General features: G+C 42.3%; 13 protein-coding genes. 8 read left to right on the forward strand and 5 right to left on the reverse strand.

Going from position 1 to position 19,127, the window contains the following annotated elements; translation table 11 throughout:
* Nucleotides 1-1,188: hypothetical protein (locus KGY70_07065; GenBank protein ID MBS3774927.1), on the forward strand; the 1,188-nt coding region annotated here is incomplete at its 5' end.
* A gap of 298 nt (nt 1,189-1,486) precedes the next feature.
* Here the strand turns inward: KGY70_07065 and KGY70_07070 are convergent.
* Together KGY70_07070 and cysK are read right to left on the reverse strand one after the other, a co-directional pair.
* Nucleotides 1,487-2,416 carry a serine acetyltransferase gene (locus tag KGY70_07070; GenBank protein ID MBS3774928.1) on the reverse strand — a complete coding sequence of 310 codons (930 nt, stop codon included), beginning with the start codon at nt 2,414-2,416 and terminating at the stop codon, nt 1,487-1,489.
* 1 nt (nt 2,417) lies between these two features.
* On the reverse strand, nt 2,418-3,350 hold the full coding sequence (gene cysK / locus KGY70_07075) for a cysteine synthase A (protein ID MBS3774929.1): 933 nt from the start codon (nt 3,348-3,350) through the stop codon (nt 2,418-2,420).
* Nucleotides 3,351-3,610: 260 nt separating this feature from the next.
* Here cysK and KGY70_07080 point away from each other — a divergent pair, with 260 nt between their 5' ends.
* Entirely contained in the window at nt 3,611-4,444 is an 834-nt protein-coding gene (locus KGY70_07080; protein ID MBS3774930.1) for a hypothetical protein, read from the forward strand.
* Between the two features lie 286 nt (nt 4,445-4,730).
* Here the strand turns inward: KGY70_07080 and KGY70_07085 are convergent, their stop codons facing one another.
* Genes KGY70_07085 through KGY70_07095 form a run of 3 tightly spaced genes read right to left on the reverse strand, consistent with a single transcriptional unit; the run spans nt 4,731 to nt 11,108 of the window.
* Nucleotides 4,731-6,143: a hypothetical protein gene (locus KGY70_07085; protein MBS3774931.1), complete on the reverse strand. Its 1,413-nt coding sequence runs from the start codon at nt 6,141-6,143 to the stop codon at nt 4,731-4,733.
* Between the two features lie 12 nt (nt 6,144-6,155).
* Complete coding sequence (locus KGY70_07090) at nt 6,156-8,315, reverse strand: hypothetical protein (protein ID MBS3774932.1); 2,160 nt, start codon at nt 8,313-8,315, stop codon at nt 6,156-6,158.
* Between the two features lie 36 nt (nt 8,316-8,351).
* Nucleotides 8,352-11,108, reverse strand: coding sequence for a DUF3352 domain-containing protein (locus KGY70_07095; GenBank protein ID MBS3774933.1), 2,757 nt, complete (start codon nt 11,106-11,108; stop codon nt 8,352-8,354).
* Between the two features lie 132 nt (nt 11,109-11,240).
* On the opposite strand from KGY70_07095, the gene KGY70_07100 reads away from it, so the two are divergent.
* From KGY70_07100 to KGY70_07125, 6 genes are all read left to right on the forward strand, one after another.
* Complete coding sequence (locus tag KGY70_07100; protein ID MBS3774934.1) at nt 11,241-12,302, forward strand: hypothetical protein; 1,062 nt, start codon at nt 11,241-11,243, stop codon at nt 12,300-12,302.
* A 143-nt stretch (nt 12,303-12,445) separates the two neighbouring features.
* A complete protein-coding gene (locus tag KGY70_07105) occupies nt 12,446-14,455 on the forward strand; it encodes a Na/Pi symporter (protein MBS3774935.1) in 2,010 nt (669 codons plus the stop codon).
* Nucleotides 14,456-14,549: 94 nt separating this feature from the next.
* Nucleotides 14,550-15,731, forward strand: a complete 1,182-nt coding sequence (locus KGY70_07110) for a hypothetical protein (protein MBS3774936.1) — start codon at nt 14,550-14,552, stop codon at nt 15,729-15,731.
* Between the two features lie 22 nt (nt 15,732-15,753).
* Nucleotides 15,754-16,677, forward strand: a complete 924-nt coding sequence (locus KGY70_07115) for a hypothetical protein (protein MBS3774937.1) — start codon at nt 15,754-15,756, stop codon at nt 16,675-16,677.
* 10 nt (nt 16,678-16,687) lie between these two features.
* A complete protein-coding gene (locus KGY70_07120) occupies nt 16,688-17,854 on the forward strand; it encodes a sigma-54-dependent Fis family transcriptional regulator (GenBank protein ID MBS3774938.1) in 1,167 nt (388 codons plus the stop codon).
* Nucleotides 17,855-17,880: 26 nt separating this feature from the next.
* The coding region (locus KGY70_07125) for a trypsin-like peptidase domain-containing protein (protein ID MBS3774939.1) at nt 17,881-19,127 on the forward strand (1,247 nt) is incomplete at its 3' end.

Raw genomic sequence — 19,127 nt, forward strand, 5'->3', positions numbered from 1 at the left:
GCTGCCGACAGAAATGCTAAAGTCTTCCTGATGTTCAATAATCCCACTGAGGTCCTGCGGGAACATATCGACAGATCCCGAAAAGCCATAGATGATCCGCGTGTTACCGTGCTTGACCTTTATTGTGGGCCCATGGCCATTGCAGGTTCTACCCGGATGCAGGCCACCACCTCTGAACTGCTGGTGGCCGGAGCTGCCCTGGAAATCATCTTAAATCGTGTGCTTCAGCCAATCCTTTCTAAAGAACAACTGACATCCCTTGATTTCCGGGAAATCAATTATACCAAGGCTTTTGAAAAGATGTTGAATGGTTTAACCGGTGAAGCAAATACCAAAACCCTTGCAGATTATATCAAGTTCGAGAGAGATATATACCGGGAAAACGGACTGATAACCTACTTTGCCGATGAATTGCTTATGGACATTCTGACCGATACCACAGAGCGTTCGCCTACCTTTATGTTGTCGCCCTACAAACAATATGACGATACCGTTTCTCCCCCATCCTGGTCCTTCGTAAAGCATCCGTTGCGTCCGACGCCTGAAACATGGGAATACATGCTGGGCCGGGCTCCCCGGTGTCTGAACTGGGATAGCGATTTATACCGAAAACTGGGAGCGGATGCTATTGCATCCGCCCCTCCCCGCGTTAATAAAAATGAACTGCATAAATTTCTTATTGGAAATGAAGAAGATCCGTCAAGAACCTCCAGGGAACCCAATGTTGCCGTAGCCATTAAAAGCGGAAGAGAGACCGGTAAGAGTAATTTTAATGCTTTCATGGAAGCTTTCCGTCAAAATGCGAAAGCATTCCAGAAACAACACACTTTCATTATAGGGAACAGCAATAAATCCGCCGACTACCGGATCGATTATGACCTTCCTTCCTCACCCCTGAACCTTATGGAACGGTTGATGGTTAAATTAACCCTTAATACCATTTCAACCGGAACCATGGTGTTGATGGGTCGGGTCACCAGCAATTGGATGAGCTGGGTGAATATATCAAATAAAAAACTAAGGGACAGAGGAATAAGATTGATATCTGAAATTTGCGGATTGAGCTATAAAGACGCTTGTTATGCATTGCATGAGACGCTCGAGGAATTTGAAAAATTGAGTGAGGCGGATAAAAAAAGCATTTCTCCTGTAAATTACACGATACAAAAAAATCAAGGGAACCATTAATTGATGGGGAATGAATATCTGTTTTGGTATGGATATAAACATTTAGAGTAATATTCCTACCATTCATTCGTCCTTACAGGGCAAGTTTTGCCAAAAAAGTAAGAATTTGACCGGTAAGGTACTACGTTTTTTACAAGACCTAAAAAACAAATATTTTATGACCCTCCACCTCCTGCTTATTTTTATTCCGGGTTTCTGTTAAGATATTTGGTGAAGGATCTTCTGACAGTTGAAGTGTGTATCGGATGAATCCCGGGAGAGTTCAAAACCAGGACTCAAAAAGATGGGAGGATGCACATCAGATTCCTTCGCCATTTTTAAAATTCATGGTTTGGGCCTTTTGCTGCAATATCTTGGAATTTGGCGGTACGCTCCTTGTGAGCCAAACGTTACCTCCGATCACCGAACCGGAACCTATGGTGACCCTTCCCAGGATGGTGGCTTCTGCGTAGATCACCACATCATCTTCAACAACAGGGTGCCGGTCAACGCCTTTTATGGGATTTCCGTTTTCATCCAGCGGGAAGCTTTTAGCGCCCAGTGTAACACCTTGGTAGAGTTTCACATTTTTTCCGATCTCGCAGGTTTCTCCAATTACCACCCCTGTGCCGTGGTCGATAACAAAATTCTCACCGATTCTGGCCTCAGGATGAATATCAATTCCGGTATCCGAATGAGCCATTTCGGTAATGATCCTTGGAAGAAGCGGGACTCCCAGATTACTCAGTTCATGCGCCAGTCGGTAATTGGTAATGGCCCTGATACCCGGATAGCTGAAAATGATTTCTTCAGGGCTATTGGATGCAGGATCCCCGTTGTATGTAGCTTGAATATCGCTTTCCAGGTCATTTCTCAATTCAGGGAGTTTTTCGATAAAATGAGATGCAAGCTCTGGTGCCCTGTTTTTGCATTTTTCACATTCTTCAGATGACTTTTGGGGACATCCGAAGCAAATTCCCCTGCGAATCTGTTCTTCAAGATTTTCATACAGCCAATCTACATTTTTGCCAATGTGGTACTTGAGTGTATGGGTCTGGACCTTGGACTCACCGAAAAAACCGGGAAATAATATACTCCTGGCAGTTTCGATGATTTCATAAAGGGAACTGATCGAGGGCATGGGCTTTCCATGTCCCGGCATATAGATCATTTTGTAGAGTGAAGGCTCTGATAACCTTTCGATGGTTTTTTCAATGATATTTTTCTGCCTTTCTTTTATTTCTTCCATATTATTCCGCATTTGGGTTGTATAGGGGGGTGCTCAGATAGCGTTCGCCTGTATCACATATAATGGCTACAATATTTTTATCTTTGTTTTCAGGTCTTTTTCCTATTTCAACAGCGGCATGCACGATAGCTCCCGAGGAGATTCCGCTGAATATTCCCTCCCTCGTGGAAAGGGCTCGGGCCATTTCCATGGCCTCTTCATTTTCAACTGTAAATACCTCATCAATCACATCCAGGTTCATGATGCTGGGAATAAATCCGGCACCAATTCCCTGTATTTTATGTTTCCCGGGCTCTCCACCAGAAAGAACAGGTGAATCTGCTGGTTCCACTGCAACCACTTGAATATCTTGGTCTTTTTCTTTCAGCACTTCCCCAACACCCGTAATGGTACCCCCTGTACCAACACCGGCTAAAAAAATATCAATATTCCCGTCTGTGTCATTCAATATTTCCCGGGCTGTCGTATTCCGGTGCATCTCTACATTGGCTTGATTGTCAAACTGCATCGGGATGAAGGCATGCTTGTATTTTTCCTTCAACTGATGGGATTTTGCTATAGATCCTTTCATACCTTCTTCGGCCGGTGTCAATACAATCTCTGCGCCGAATGACTGGATGAGATTCCTCCGTTCCACACTCATGCTTTCAGGCATGGTAACAATCAATCGATACCCTCTGACAGCGCAAACAATAGCCAGTGCAATCCCCGTATTGCCACTTGTCGGTTCAATAACTATGGAATCCGGTTTTAATATTCCCCGTTTTTCGGCATCATCAATCATAGCGTAGCCAAGTCGGTCCTTAACCGAACTGCCCGGATTATAATATTCCAGTTTTGCAAAAACATTCGATCCAATAGTTTCTGTAACTTTGTTAAGTCTTACCAGAGGTGTATTACCTATTAATTCTGTTACATCCTTAGCGATTTTCATAAACTGGCGGATTAAGAGTTATGTGTTTAATAATTTTTTAATGCACAAAGCAAAGCATCATCTTATTATTCTAACACATTTTATTTCCAATTGTTTTTTGAAATTCTTGTGGATAATTTGTAATATTACCGTTATATTCTGACATCAAAATGTTGGCCTCATTAAAAATTAGCATGAAAGTACAAACGTTTTAAAAAAAACACTGTTATTTGATGTCTTATATTATATACCAATGAGCTAAAATTATAAAATCCCATAATATGATCGGAAAAAAACAGCAATTGATTTTTATGATTTTTTTATTGGCGGGTATAACAGCCTGCCATACAGTAAGAAATGTATCTTCCACGTACCGGGATCAACCGATGGTAATTGACGGAAAACTGGATGAGTGGAAACAGGATGCTACCTTTGATAAGTCTTCCAAATTATTTTATGCCGTGAACCATGATGAGGAAAATATTTACGTGGGAGTGATGGCCGAGGATGATATGGTACAGAGGAAGATTCTGATGTTTGGTCTTACCTTATGGATAGATACAACAGGAGGCAAGGAGCAGATGAAAGGGGTGCGTTATCCCATTCCTTCAGAAGAGCGGAAGCAAGATAAAAGTAGAAATTTATCCGACAGGGATCTTCCCGAAAGAGCGCTTCAGGCAATACCCGAGGATAATACGGGAAGGATTATTAAGCCCGCCCTTTTAGATAAAATGACCCTTATCGGCTTTAATGATATTGAAGAAGAAACGGTATCCGTTGCAGAGCAGACCGGTATCAATGTCAGGATACAGCGGGAAAAATTGATAGGGTTGACTTACGAAGCGAAAATACCTATCGATAGGCTTTATGCCGATGGAACCCTTCGTGATAAAAACTTGAGCCTGGGTATCATTACAGGCCATTTGGATATTCCTGATCGCCGTTCTGGCTTGAGATCACCTGGTGGAATGAATCCGGGAGGAGGCATGACTCCCGGAAGGGGTGGTGGAGGTCAGATGGGTAGCAGACCCGGAGGATCAGGTAATCTGGAAGAGCTCCAGGAAAGCACCAAGCTGTGGCTGAAGGGTGTAGTGTTTGAAGAGAAAGGCCAATAAGGGAATATCTCAAAAATTTGCGGATATTTTTTTAGGCTAGCGTCTCAATTGGTTTTTTAGCCGGTTTTCTGTCGTTTTGATATAGAAACTCTGGTTTAAGGCTTCATTCGGAGTAAACCTATGACTATAATCGGATAACGAAAAGATTTGTCATTCCGGCCGGAATGATGATGCTAATGAGGATACAACCGAATGACGATAAATGATTAATAACGATAATACATCCCCCTTTATTTGCGAATTGTCAATTGTCGTTTACTTCTGGAGGATGAGATCAACTCCAGGATTATCTTATCATCGGCTCGTCATTCATGATTCGTTTCATGCGGTTGCATCCGATAACAAAATTGAGGCCGAAACGGAGATTGAAGGCTTTGGTATGCCCTGGCCATAAACCGGCAGAGACAACATCCGACACGGTGTAGACCTGTAAGGGACCTAGGCGCAATCCCACGCCAAGCCCAAGGTTGTTAAACGCACGATTCATTACCGAATAGCTGGCCGAAAATGAAACTCCCGGTATGGGCCGGGTGTTGGCAGACAGGGTAAAGCTTTGATTAACATCTCCCCCGAAAAAGCTCGTTTTGGAAAGAAACCCGAAATCAACTTTTCTGGTTAATTGATAGTTACCCCCAACCAAAATTTTTGGGCCCAGAAAATGCAAAAATCCATCCTGACTGTAGTTTACTTTCGTGGCTTCACGGAGTGAATCGAGCAGATCTCCGGCAGGATCCGAATCTACATCTTCCCTGAATTCGGAGCTTACATCGATGCCGGTATAGGAAAACTGACCGTTAATGGTATATTGGTGAGCATAGTTGGTATAATTAATAAAACCCAGGTCGGTAACGCTGGCCGAAAGTTCCAGATCATTCATCAGCTCGTAATTGGCTCCAAAATCTATGGCGAATCCCGGGTTTTTAAATAAATCGTCTATCCCGGGATTAAAGGTATTTACATCTTCCACATATCCGAGCGAATCGGTAGTTACTTCCAGGGGCCCCGTACCCTGCAAGGCAATATCGGAAGTTAAAGAAAGGGAATCGGCACGTTCGCTGGTGTATAGCTTCAGTGTAGACTCCCTGGCCTGAAAGTTGGCCAAACCGTTCAGATATTTTACCCTAACTCCGAAACGCAAATTCTGATCGATTTTTCCTCCATAACCAAATGAGTATTCGAGATGGTGATTGGTGAATACGTTGAGATTACTGAAATCAGTCTCTTCTCCCTTTGTGTTTCCTTTGGTTACAAAGGTCATCAAATCTTTGGGATAGGAAAATTTCAAGCTGGATTTTTCTCTTGCGTGAAACGAGAAATAGCTTTCCCCGGCCCTGAATCCAAAGCCGAAGAGGGTGGTGGAGAACTGGGTAAAAAAAGAGTTCCTGGGTTTGAGTGTGTTCAGAAAATCATCAATATTGGCATCGGGATGGAGAAAGGTGATAAGCGAATCGTTTACCGGAGACTCCATGATCACATCGCTGTAGTTAAGTGAATTGTTGCCGATGTTCATGTTTATATCTGATATACCCGGCATGTTGAGATAGAAGTTGCATACCGGCTGTCGGGCCGGATTCATCAGTGACATTTGTGGAATACGGTCCATGTAATAAAGTGTGTTGATCTCCTGTGCAACCGAGGAGAGGGGTATTATCGAAACAAAGACTAATAAAGCGAATAGCTTGCAGATCTTATTTTTCATGGTCTTGTAGATTTAAAAGTCAAGTTTGGTTCCGGTTTCATCGATTCCCATCCTAAAGTCAAGGGTATAGTCGGTGTAGAACTTAACACCGGTATAATTTCCTTCTGAGGTTTTGGAAGTTTTTACCGTGGCTTCCAATGCCAGTTGATTGGCTTCATTGAGCAGGTCAATCTCATCTCCTGTGACCTTGAAGTAGATCCGGTTTTCTTTTGGTGATTTAACCCGCCCGTTTTCGTCCACTTCAGGAGCATCAAGGATAGAAGCATTTTGTCCGTCTGCATCCAGAGGCTCCAGGGTAAGTAGGTCCCGGTTGGTCACTGAGTCGCGGCATACCACCTGAATGTCGATGCTGAATGGAAATTGGTTTTTGAATATGCCATAGAGGTTAACTGCCTCGTCAAAATCCACATCCATATCAAAGCCTACCGTATCCCGATAGGTAAGTCCACTGGTTTCAAGCTCCAACGGAAGATCCATTTCCATACCAACATTGACCAGGTTTTCGGAGGTGATGAAGTTGTACGCAGAAGGGTCGTTACCAAAATTGGTATAACCCGTACCACTGAAACGGATCTGTCTTGGGGGAAGAGAAATAAACTTGTCAATGTCAGAGGTGTTATTATTTATTACAATGGTATCCGATACTGTAGTAAAGGGTAATGTGGGTGATGCAAAATTAAGCAGTCCATCGGCATCTCCTTCATTCAGGTTTTGCTGATTTTCTTTTGATTCAGCAACAAGATCCAGATCAACGGTAAAAGGAATACCAATCGTATTGGAATAAAATAGTTTCAGCTTAGGATCGGTGAGCAGGAAGTCACCTGACAGATTATCAAAGAGTTGAATGCCGGTGTCGAATACATCACCGTCAAAATCCAGTGTATCGTTGCCAAAATATCCGCTGACGTATTCGATATGGTCGCTGTCGAAGGCCAGATTATAGGAGAAGTCGACGCGGTCGGAAGCGTGGAATTCGACAAAGTCCTGGGTGCTTTCCAGCCTGAGCGTATACTCAACAGGAAGAGAATCCATACTGGTAATGATGGTTTCTGAGTCGGTAAGATCGAGCTCACCGGAAGTAGTTGATTGTGCGCTGATTGAATGTTCATAGGCAACGGTATCGCCGTTGGGGTATTTACTGTTGGGCAGGCTGAGCTTCAGGTAGGCGGGTATGTTTGTATTATTGTCAATGGTAAGATCCAGGCCTCCTCCTGCCAGCCTTATGGTATCGAGTCTTCTCTCACCTGAGTATCCAACGCTTACGGTTGTCTCCTGGTTTTGTAAAATTTGTTCCGAAATAGAAACTTCTCCACCGGAAATAACCAGATCACGGGAATGAGCATCAATGGTAATGTTTTGGTTATCCAGATCAATAAGCACGGGGAAGTCGGTTCCCGGTGTGCTTAAAGCAACGTCTGTGGCGTATAATACAGAACCCAGTGTTTCACCGGAAAGGTCAAAGGTTTCGGTGAGGCTATCTCCAACAGAGATATCAGGAAATTCAAAATGCTTCAGCTCGTTGTCTTCATCAAGGGAACCATCACTCTCCAGAATTTTAGTCCTGAGAGTAAATTCTGCTGTCACTTCTACAGGCATATTATTGGTAATGGTGATCTCGATCTCTCCGCTATCAAACTCGGCATAGCGGAAATTGTCAATTTCATCCACTTCGTAATCTCCTCCAATCTCCATCGGGTCCGACTCATCTATTGCCGGAAATTCGATGGATTCCCCATCGGCGTCTTTTATCATCTCAGCTTCGACTTGATGGGTGACGGCATTGTCAACGATCTGCCCCAGGGTAATGGCTTGAGAAACGGGGCCAAATTCCCCGAGTTCAATGTTACCCAGCGTATAGGATTCCTCCCCTGATTCATTTACTTCAAACAAGTCATTCCCGTCGAAAGAGAAAATGCTATCCTCTCTGTAAACCATTTTGATATAGGGATGGGTTCCCGAAGAGTCCAGAACGATGTTTTCGCCGTCGTCATCCACCATGTCTTCAAGGGTTATGGAACCCCGTGCAAGGGGAGCTGAAAACTTAGGAGAAAGTTCCATCTCGTCAGAAAGCTTTTCCAGGTCAAATTTATCTTCCATGCATCCTGAGAGAATAAATACAATAAGCACCAACGAGATAAGCCAAAAAAGAAAAACATTATATGAGGTTTTCATAATCAATTATTTATGTAATAATAAGAGTTTGCTTATTCATTGTAATACGTTGTAATTATATAAAAAGTTGGTTTGATCTCCAACAATTAAATGAAAATTGTGGTCATCTTCATCCAGATATCCGATGGTGAAGGGGGTATTGCCTTTTAGTGGAAACCCTGAGTGCATTTCTCCGTTGGCATTTAACAGATAAATTTGATTTTTCTGTTCAGAGACAAGCCCCAGTTTTTTGTCGTTTTCTGAAAAGTGAAAGTATAAAGGGGGATGGGAGATATTTGTTTCAAAGGCATGTTCAAATTGCTTATCATCTTTGGTTTTGTGTACTTCCAGCTTATTATCATCCAGAAATATAAAATCCCTGAGGCCGTCACCGTCTAATTCCTGGTATAGAAAATGGTGATCTGGTGAAAAAGAATGCATTTCGGTTGTCTCCACTTCTCCGTCGAAATAAACATAATATACGGTGCCGGTGATATCGGTGGTGACCAGTCGGGGACGGGTTCTTGAATTTTCCGTTTCCAGTGTAAACAGGTTGTTTTTTGACCGGGAAAACTGTTCCTCGGGCTGTACCCGCACCTGTCCCCGCCGGTTCAGGATGTATATCTGGTATTTATCGGCAAATACGATATAATCCCTGGTACCTACCCGGAAATGTTGTACCCGTTGGGTAACTTCTGTATCGGTTTTGTTGAATTGCCAGCCTGGAATGATATTTCCTTCTTTGGAAAAATCATATACCCTTTTGTTTTCACAGGGTATAAAAATCCTGTAATTTTTATTTTTTTCATAGTCGAAAACTGACAATGGGGCAGTAGCTGGGGATGGAAGCCTGACGGGATAGCTTTCCACGTATTTTCCGTTTCTCGCAATGAGGTGTAATTTGTTTTTGGTGTTGAAAAGCATCTGCAGTTTACCGTTTTTGTAATAATCTATCTGATAAATATCGCTCATAATACGCTCGTCGAGCTGTTTTTTCCACAGCACCCTGCCTGCCTTATTGATCAGATAGATCTTATTATTTAAATCCTGTATAAAAATTTCGTTTTCACCGGTATAATGATTGGCTACAAGTGCCGGTTTGAAATCTGTAGCTGTATCCAGGTGGGTTTCCCAAACGGTGTTGGGTTCTTCACTGATCTCTGGTATGTATTTAATGAATAAATTGTTGTATACCATGTCTCCGCTATTCATCAATTGGTAGGCAAAAGCCTGGAATTTCCTTAGATGCTTCTGATTTTCCTGCATTCCTTCCTGAAGATCCTTTCGTAGAAACTCGGATACCAAGGAGGGCGAACGGTACATGTTGGTATAAAAATGAAAATTTGACTTGTTGGACAGGTATTCATTGAACTCCTGAAAATTCTCATTATGGTTCAGTGTTTTATTCAGCACATTGGAATAGATGAATTCACGCAGCAGGTCATGACTACCGGCAAATACAGCATAATCCTCAATTAATGTGAAATAAGTTGTGCTTATATCCTGGAAAATATCCCCGAAAAGATGGCTGAAAAGGTTATCGACGGGAAACTTGTAGACCGGGTATTGGGATTCTGTGTCAATGGTTATATTTTGTACGTGGCCTTCATCCGGATCGGAAAATGCCTCTTTGGATATCTTAGCAAGTTCGGATTGTGCATCTTGGCTGTCTTTGGTTTTCATAATGACGAAAGCATTGTCTCTCGGGTTCTTCATATCAGGATTCAGAAAAGCCAGCCCGATCTCCTGGGAAATCAGGTTGTAAAAGATTCTTTCAGGATTGAATTGATGCCTGGCTTCAGTTTTTGAGATCCAGTTGCTGTAGTTATCGAATACTTCCTGCTCATGATATAAATTCCGCAGATTTTGCCTGTAGCTGTCTTTATTGCTTATGCCAAGGGAGATATAGGCCGCAGTATTGGAAGGAAGGATGTTTTCTATCTCAAGTTCTACCGGTTTTTGGTCTTTGAGCAGGTCGATCACTTCATTTTTGTCCTCTTCATGTACCGTAAAACCGTTTAATAAAAGGGCATCCTGTCTTAGATTGATATCCAGAATCGACCATTGGGCGAATCTGGTAAGATTCCTTATATATGGGCGGTATGTGTTATTGAGTGGGATGGAGATTACCTCCGGAAATGTTTCGAAATTGATGTAAAGATTGGCCGCTACATTTTTTCCGGCTATTTCTGATACTTTCTTAAAATGCTTGTTGTCAACAAGTGTTTGCTGTACGGATGATTGCCTGATGGCTTGTTCAACAGCCAGCGGAGAAGTGCTCACTATTAAAATTCCTTTTACCGTAGCAAAAGAGATTTTATGGGTTTCATTTTCCTGAATGGATAAAAGCCTGAAATTGTTGTAAATTCTTGATTCCAACTTATGACCACTGCTGTTTCCCCATTGTTTGAAATGATGGAGCACATGATTCTGTTCCCTTTGATTATTCAGTTTTAGAAGAAAAGAAAAGCTCAGTTTGTCTTTTCCTTGTTTTTCGGCCATTACAATGAGCTTCCTGTTCCTGAGAAGGTCTTCCAGCCTTTCGTCCGACCGGATAAGCGAATGAATTGTGTCTACCTTATGTTCAAAATTTTTCACGGAAGGCATCCGGGTGATCTCATTCCAAATGGCATTATCTTTTGAGAGTTTATCCAGGAATGCTATGGAATTTTGAATATCTATAAAAAAGGCAGCTTCCCTGGAGATCAGTTTATGTATTTTGTATTCGGGAATTTGTTGTTTTTTAACATAGAAATAGATACCGGTCCCTCCAAGAATAAGAATGACCAATATGGCGGTTATAGTATTTTTCATATTAAATGCCTGAGCTTATCGTTTAAGAAAATAAAGAGTTCAAATATATTATTTTTGTGCTTTTCGATATTCCCTTGGGGATATCGATTTAAAAATAAAATTAATATTTAGAAGAAAATAATCGGCTTCCCCATGATGATCAGATTAACGTTTTCTTTCTTTGTTGGATTATGGTTTATCCTGCTTTCTTTGCCTTCTTCCGGTCAGAGGGACACTTTGCGTGAGCGCATTGATAACGATAAAAGAAAGTATGAGGAGATTATGGAAAGCGAAACGGAAGAAATTTCTTCTGATGGCCGGAAATTGCATCAATATTATTTATTGCCTGAGGAGTTGCCGGAGTGGTTCTTTAATCCTTCTGTTTATTCCACAGCTTCGGTTAGCGCTATTGGAATCTCAGAACCCGGTATGGATTCTGCCAACGCATTGGAATTGGCTGTTTTAAGGGCAAAATCTATTGCCATACTGTCAAAGCGTTCTAAGATTGACTATATTTCGGATCATTTTCAGGTGGTCGGAGAAACAGATAAGGTTTCTGGTGAGCATTCACGTAATCTGGATTTTAGTAGGATACATGTCAGATCACTCATTGATGATGAGGCTTTCACGGTAAATGAAGTTTTTTACACCAAATACGGGGAAGCCATTGCACTTGTTTCTTATGCAGGTTCCGCTCAGAAACGAAACGATACGCTTTCTGTTAGCGGCGAGATCATGCATTTAACCCGTGAAGCTTCCGGTTTACTGAACAATACTGTTCTGTGCAGACTGGATATTCACTTTGCACCTTATGACACGCTTGATGTGAGCCCGGCGGAAAGCCATTTTACATTAAGAAGGCGGGGAAAGCGCTTTAATATTCATTCTTTGTACAACAGCGATTCCGTTGAATTTCCATTTCACCCTTATCGCTATAACCATTCTATGAATGAGGTTTCCGATACTACTTTCAGTTTTCAAAGCTGTCCTTTAAAGCTGGGCCTTTGGAATGCTTATATTAATCTGTTGTTTTCGAAGCTCAGCTATTACCATGGCAACCTTGAAAGCAGAGTAAAAGTCACCTATGACAATTACAATTTAAAGGATCAGGGGCTCATCCGCACAATCTCGGGCAATAGCCTTAGATTTAGCATGGATTCCCTTGCCATTGAGGATAATGAACTTTTTCAACAAATTAAAATCATACCTTATTGAATTTCTGAATGACTATTGCTAATTTTAGATTGTAAAAATAGCCGGTGAGAAAGATTGCATTTAAATTATTGTTGTTTTTCCTTTTCTGTTCCCAGCTTAGCTTGGGGTTTCCACAGCAAGAGGTCAGTGATTCGGTTGCGGCGGTGAAGCTTGAGAAACCCCGGAGTGAAGAGGTGTATCGTTTTAGCGGTGACAGACAAACTCAAACCGTGAACACCTATTTGGAGCGTTCGGTTAAAGCCCGGGTCGTTGATGGTAATGGAGAACCCAGAGAAGGATATCCGGTTTATTTCAGGAAAATATCTGCTCCTGAAAATGCATCAGGTTTTATTCTCAGTGATACACTGATTTATACCGATTCTGCAGGATTAGCCTCTATCAGGGTGAAGCTGGGGGATAAACCAGGTGAATATGAACTGGCTGCCTTTTTACAGGACTCACCGGAGAAGAATCTTTTGGTATATCATTTTTCTGCCAGGGAAAAACAATGGGGCTTTTTTGTCATTATCGGACTTATAGGAGGGCTGGGTCTTTTCCTTCTTGGAATGACTATGATGAGTGAGGGAATGCGCAGTGCTGCCGGGGATAGAATGCGTTCGGTATTGAGCCATCTGACCAACAATAAATTTATGGCGCTGGGGGTCGGCACTTTGTTGACTACCATTATACAAAGCAGTAGTGCCTCTACTGTGATGCTTGTGAGCTTTGTGCATTCCAGACTGATGAAATTCAGACAGACGCTGGGAATTATATTGGGAGCAGGTATTGGAACTACCATAACCGCTCAGGTTATTGCTTTTAACCTTACCGATTATGCCCTGTTAATGATCGGCATAGGGTTTATTTTGAATTTTTTTGTTCACTCGCTAAGGGTCAAATATATAGGAAGGATCATCCTGGGATTTGGAGTGCTTTTCTTTGGGATGCATGTGATGTCTCAGTCTATGGAGCCTTTGAAGGATTATTCTCCTTTCATAAATGGCATGATGGAACTGGAAGCTCCGTTCATTGGAATTCTTGTAGGAGCGATATTTACCGCATTGGTGCAGAGCAGCAGTGCGTTTATAGGAATTATGGTTACTTTGTCGGTCCAGGGTTTGTTAACTTTGGAAGCCAGTGTTCCTTTGATTCTTGGGGCCAATATCGGCACTTCTGCTACTGCATTGCTCGCAAGCATCAGTACCTCGAGCGAAGCAAAAAAGGTAGCCATAGCCCATACCGCTTCCAAGTTTTTCGGGGCATTGTTATTTGTTTGGTGGATTCCTGGTTTTGTAGATCTGATCCGGGAAATTTCATTTATTGAAGGGTCGGTGCAGGGCAATCCCGGCTCCCTTCAAAGTACGCCCCGGCAAATAGCCAATGCGCATACCGTTTTCAATGTGGCGCTGGCTTTAATCCTTTTTCCTTTTATGAACCATTTCGCCTCCCTGATCGATCGATTGATCAGAGAAAAGGAGCCAGTGAAAAAACCTGCTTTCAGAACGGTATATCTGGATAAGAATGTACTGAAGAGCAGTGCGCCTCTTGCTCTGAATCTTGCCAAAGAAGAGGTGTTGCGTATGGGAGGTATTGTTGAGGATATGCTGAAGTATGCTGTTCCTCCTTTTTTTGAAAAAGATGAAACCCAATTGAATTATATTGAAGAGAAAGAGAAAGAAGTCAATTTTCTCAGAGACAAAATCAAGGAGTACCTTCTCCGGATTTCCCGGCAGGATATCGAGGCGGAAAGGTTGAATGAAGCATTCCAGTTGATTTATACAGTCAAAGAGTTTGAACAAATTGCCGATACGATTTCATCTAATATTGCCCAGAAGGCCCACTCCTGGTGTGCCTCTGACTTGGAATTTTCAGAGGAGGGGAGGCGTGAAATTGCAGATTATCATACCAGGGCATTAAAACAGGTAAACCGCGCAATTGAAGTTTTAAGAGAAGTGAATCTTGAGAAGGCAAAACACATGAAAAAGAAATTTAAAAAATACAGGAATATGGCCATCGAGCTGGAAAAACAGCACTATGAAAGGCTTAAGGAAGAAGTGAATAAATCCATATCAAGCAGTAAAACCCATCTGGAACTTCTTGGCCTATTGAAAGTGATCAATGAAAGGGCTACCAATATTGCCAGAATTTTGCTTAAGTGGTCGGAAAAAGGATAAAGCCGGTTGTGGTTTTTGGGTGCTGGGAAATTTCTTTATATTTACCCCGCTGACAAATAAAACTGAATGTATTATAAAATGCTCATTTTTCTCTATGAATAACAAGTTTAAAATTGTTGAGGTGAATACCCCAAAACATAACAAGGAATTCATCCGGTTACCTGTTCATCTCTATAAAAACGAAAAAAACTGGATTCGCCCATTGGACCAGGATATAGAAAGTGTTTTTGATCCCGAAGAAAATAAGTTTTTCAGGAGCGGAGAGGCTGGAAGATGGCTTTTACTGGATGAAAAAGATAAAACCGTCGGAAGGGTGGCTGCCTTTTATGACAAGAAAACCGCTTACAATAACGATCAGCCCACCGGCGGTATGGGCTTTTTTGAATGTATTAAGGATCAGGAAGCAGCTTTTATGTTGTTTGATCAATGTAAAGAATGGCTGGAATCCAAAGGAATGGAGGCAATGGATGGCCCGGTGAATTTTGGGGATCGTGATCGTTGGTGGGGTTTGCTGGTAGACGGTTTTGATTACGAGCCCAATTATCGAATGCCTTATAATTTTCATTATTATAAAGACTTTTTTGAAGCATACGGTTTTCGAAACTTTTTTAACCAATATACCTATTACAGAGAAATCAAAGTGGAGGGGCTGGATCCTGTTATTGAGGAAAAAGCCAAAAGGATTCAAAACAATCCCCATTACCATTTTGAGCATCTGACCAAAAAAAATATAGAGAAATATAAGGAGGATTTTAGAGATATATACAATCGGGCCTGGTCGCGGTATTCAGGGGTTAAAAAAATCACCAAGGTCCATGCCAATGCTTTGATGAAGAGCCTGAAGCCTATTCTTGACGAAAGGCTCATGTGGTTTGCATATTATGACGATGATCCGATCGCCTTTTTTCTCATGGTGCCCGATGCCAACCAAATCATTAAGCATCTGAATGGGAAGATGCATCTTCCGGCCAAACTGAAATTTTTATATTATAAAAAATTCAGCCCTCCAAAGAAGGTACTTGGTTTAATATTCGGTGTGGTTCCCGAACATCAGGGAAAAGGCCTGGAAGGAGGGCTCATTATGTCATTTGGCAATATCGTTCAGGATGAGAAATTCCCTTACAAACATCTTGAATTGAATTGGATAGGAGATTTCAATCCTGCCATGATGAAGGTGGCTGAACAGATTGGAGCCAAAATCCGAAAGACTCATGTCACTTACCGGTATCTGTTCGACAGAACCAAACCTTTTACAAGAGAGAAAAAAGTAAGTTGACAGATGTAAAAAACTACGAATAATGAAAATTGCAGTCATTGACCTTGGAACCAATACGTTTAATTTACTGGTAGCAGAGGTTTCAGATGGCCAAATGTCCGTTTTATATAAAAACGAACTGGGAATCAAGCTTGGAGAAGGTGGAATTCACAGGAAAATTATTACCGAGGCTTCATTTCGGCGAGGTTTGAGGGGCCTTGAGAAGCATTTGAGGTCCGCAAAAGAATGGGAGGTGGATAAAGTTTTGGCTGTTGCTACTTCCGGCATTCGAAGTGCAGAGAATGGAGAAGAGTTCATACGGGAGGCCGATTATAGATATGGCATTCAGGTGAGAACTATTACAGGAGAAGAAGAAGCCGAATTAATCTACAGAGGGGTGAGACAGGCTGTGAATATGGGAGACAAAACTTGTCTGATCGTTGATATAGGTGGAGGCAGCAATGAATTTATCATTGGTAGCCGGAAACAGTATTTTTGGAAAAAAAGCATCGATATTGGAATTGCCAGAATTCTGGAGCAATTTAAGCCCTCGGATCCCATCATCCAGTCTGAGATCGAAAAGATCAACGCCTATTTTGAAGAATCCCTTCAGCCTATTTATAAGGCTATCCGGCAATATCAGCCGGAGCTGTTTATAGGCTGTTCCGGAACATTTCAGACCTTAAGAAATATGCTCAAAGAAGAAGGTGTGCCGGCCCCGGAAGCCACCCAACAACCTTGGTTTGAGATATATTATGCGCAGTTTAAACGTTTGCATGACAGATTGATATTATCCACTACCGAAGAAAGGAAGCAGATGCCCGGGCTGGAGTTGTTCCGTGTGGATATGATTGTATTGGCCAGTTTATTTGTTAATTTTATCATGCAAAAATTTGCATTTGACAGGATGGTTCAATCCGATTATTCAATTAAAGAAGGTATTGTTGACCAGTATATAAACCCTTAAAATTTCCGTTATGCCCCATGTTTTAGCAATAGACGACGAACAAAGCATTCTTGAAAGTCTTAGGGAAATTTTGGAATATGAAAATTATGAAGTGGATATCGCAAGGGAAGGAGAAGAGGGCATTGATTATTTTAAGAATAACAAGTATGATGCGGTTTTTCTTGATATAAAAATGCCCAAGATGGACGGCCTGGAAGTGCTGGACAAACTGACGGAGATTTCTTCGGATGTTCCTGTAATTATGATCTCCGGACACGGAAGTATTGATACGGCAGTGGAGTCCATAAAAAAAGGAGCATTTGATTTCATTGAAAAACCTCTGGATCTTAACCGGCTTTTGGTCACGCTCAGGAATGCCTTGGAGAGAAAGGATCTGATAAAGGAAACACAAAGGCTGCAAAAGAAAGTCAGCAAAACCTATGATATTATCGGGGAATCGGAATCCATCCGGCAAGTGAAAGAGATGATAGGGAAGGTGGCTCCCACCGATGCAAGTGTGCTTATCACCGGCGAAAATGGTACGGGAAAGGAATTGGTTGCCCGCTGGCTCCATGAGAAGAGCCCCCGTTCCGATCAGCCGTTTGTTGAAGTGAATTGTGCAGCCATACCTTCCGAATTGATTGAGAGTGAATTGTTCGGGCATGAAAAAGGAGCCTTTACCTCAGCCCATAAACAGCGTAAGGGGAAGTTTGAACAGGCTCACGGGGGAACCATTTTTTTGGATGAAATTGGTGATATGAGCCTTTCGGCCCAGTCTAAGGTCCTGAAAACCCTGGAAGAAAAAAAGATTTCCCGTGTGGGCAGCGATAAGGTCATTGAAGTGGATGTCAGAATTCTTGCAGCTACCAATAAGACACTGAAGGAGGAGATTCGCAGGAACAATTTCCGGGAAGACCTTTACCACAGGCTGAGCGTTATCATTATTCACGTACCTTCACTGGATGAGCGTAAAGAAGACATTCCCCTGCTGGCGGATCATTTCAATCAGTTGATATCCCAGGAATATGGAATTGCCAAAAGAACCATTACGGATGATGCCATAAAGGTGCTCCAACAGATCAAATGGACGGGCAATATCAGGGAATTCCGTAATGTTCTGGAAAGGCTTATTATATTGTGCGGCGAACAAATTACCGGCGAAGACGTACAAAAATATGCGCAGCCCATATCGGGGTAATGTTTTTTATCAGCAATGGATGTATTATGTGCCGATGCTTTATTTATGTTTTTTTTATTTGCCTGTTCTTCCTTATTCAGGGAGTTGGATCATTTGCCCAGATAGAAACCGGAGAATTACCTTATGGTCTGCTTTATAAGGCCGGATACCCTGAACCTCCGGTTGTTAAGATGCCCGGGTATGATTACGATAAACTCCGGGAAGAGAGCCGTTCCCTGCCCCGTCTGAAAGTATTGCGTTATGCAAAGATGATCCGGAAAGATATCCGGTTAAAGGAAGAAGCACAAAGGATTCGCCTCGCCAGTGGTACACTGTACAGATTGGCAGTATATTCTGAGGATGCACATTCCTTGTCGCTCGTATTTAATGAATTTCGATTACCCCCCGGGGCAAAACTGTTTGTGTACAACAGGGAGCGCAACCATATTAAAGGAGCCTTCACCAGTCGCAACAACCGGCCTTCGGAAGTTTTTCATGTTGCCCCGGTAAAAGGTGATAAGGTGATTGTGGAATATTTTGAACCCGACAGCAGGGAATTCGATGCAAATCTTAAAATAGAGAAGGTGGGGCATGATTTTTTGGGGATATATGATCAGGGAAGGAAAAGTCTATCAGGCTTCGGGGATTCGGATACTTGTCAGGACAGTTTGGATATCAATTGTCCCCCTGGAGATGACTGGCAAAACGTAAAGCATGCTGTGGTGAAAATTCTGGCAAGGGGAGTGCAGTGTACGGGAAGTTTGATCAACAATGTGCGGTCCACCGGCCGGCCCTATTTGCTTACTGCCAATCATTGTCTTGATAATCAAGGGGCCGCGGAGGAAACCGTGGCCATTTTCAATTACGAAAGTCTGGAATGTAATGGCGAAGAACCTGATACTTCTGAATATCATTCTCTGTCAGGGGCAGATTTGATCGCTACAGCTCCGGAGAACGATCAGCTTGATTATACGATGATCGAATTGAATAAAGAGATTCCTGCTGGCTATAAACCCTATTTTGCAGGTTGGAGTCTGGATACCAACAATATTCAACGTGCGGCGACTATTCATCATCCTGAAGGCGATGTGAAAAAGATCGCAAAGGATTTTGATCCCCCGGTTACCAGTACCTATCCGGGTTCATTATATGATGCCAATTCCCACTGGCGGGTAAAGGAATGGGATGTTGGAACTACTGAATCCGGTTCTTCCGGATCCCCTCTGTTCAATCAGAACAAAAGGATCATAGGAGATCTCAGCGGGGGAGAGGCTACTTGCGAGGATCCTGTCAA

The sequence above is a fragment of the Bacteroidales bacterium genome, assembly GCA_018334875.1.
GTDB lineage: Bacteria > Bacteroidota > Bacteroidia > Bacteroidales > UBA12077 > JAGXLC01.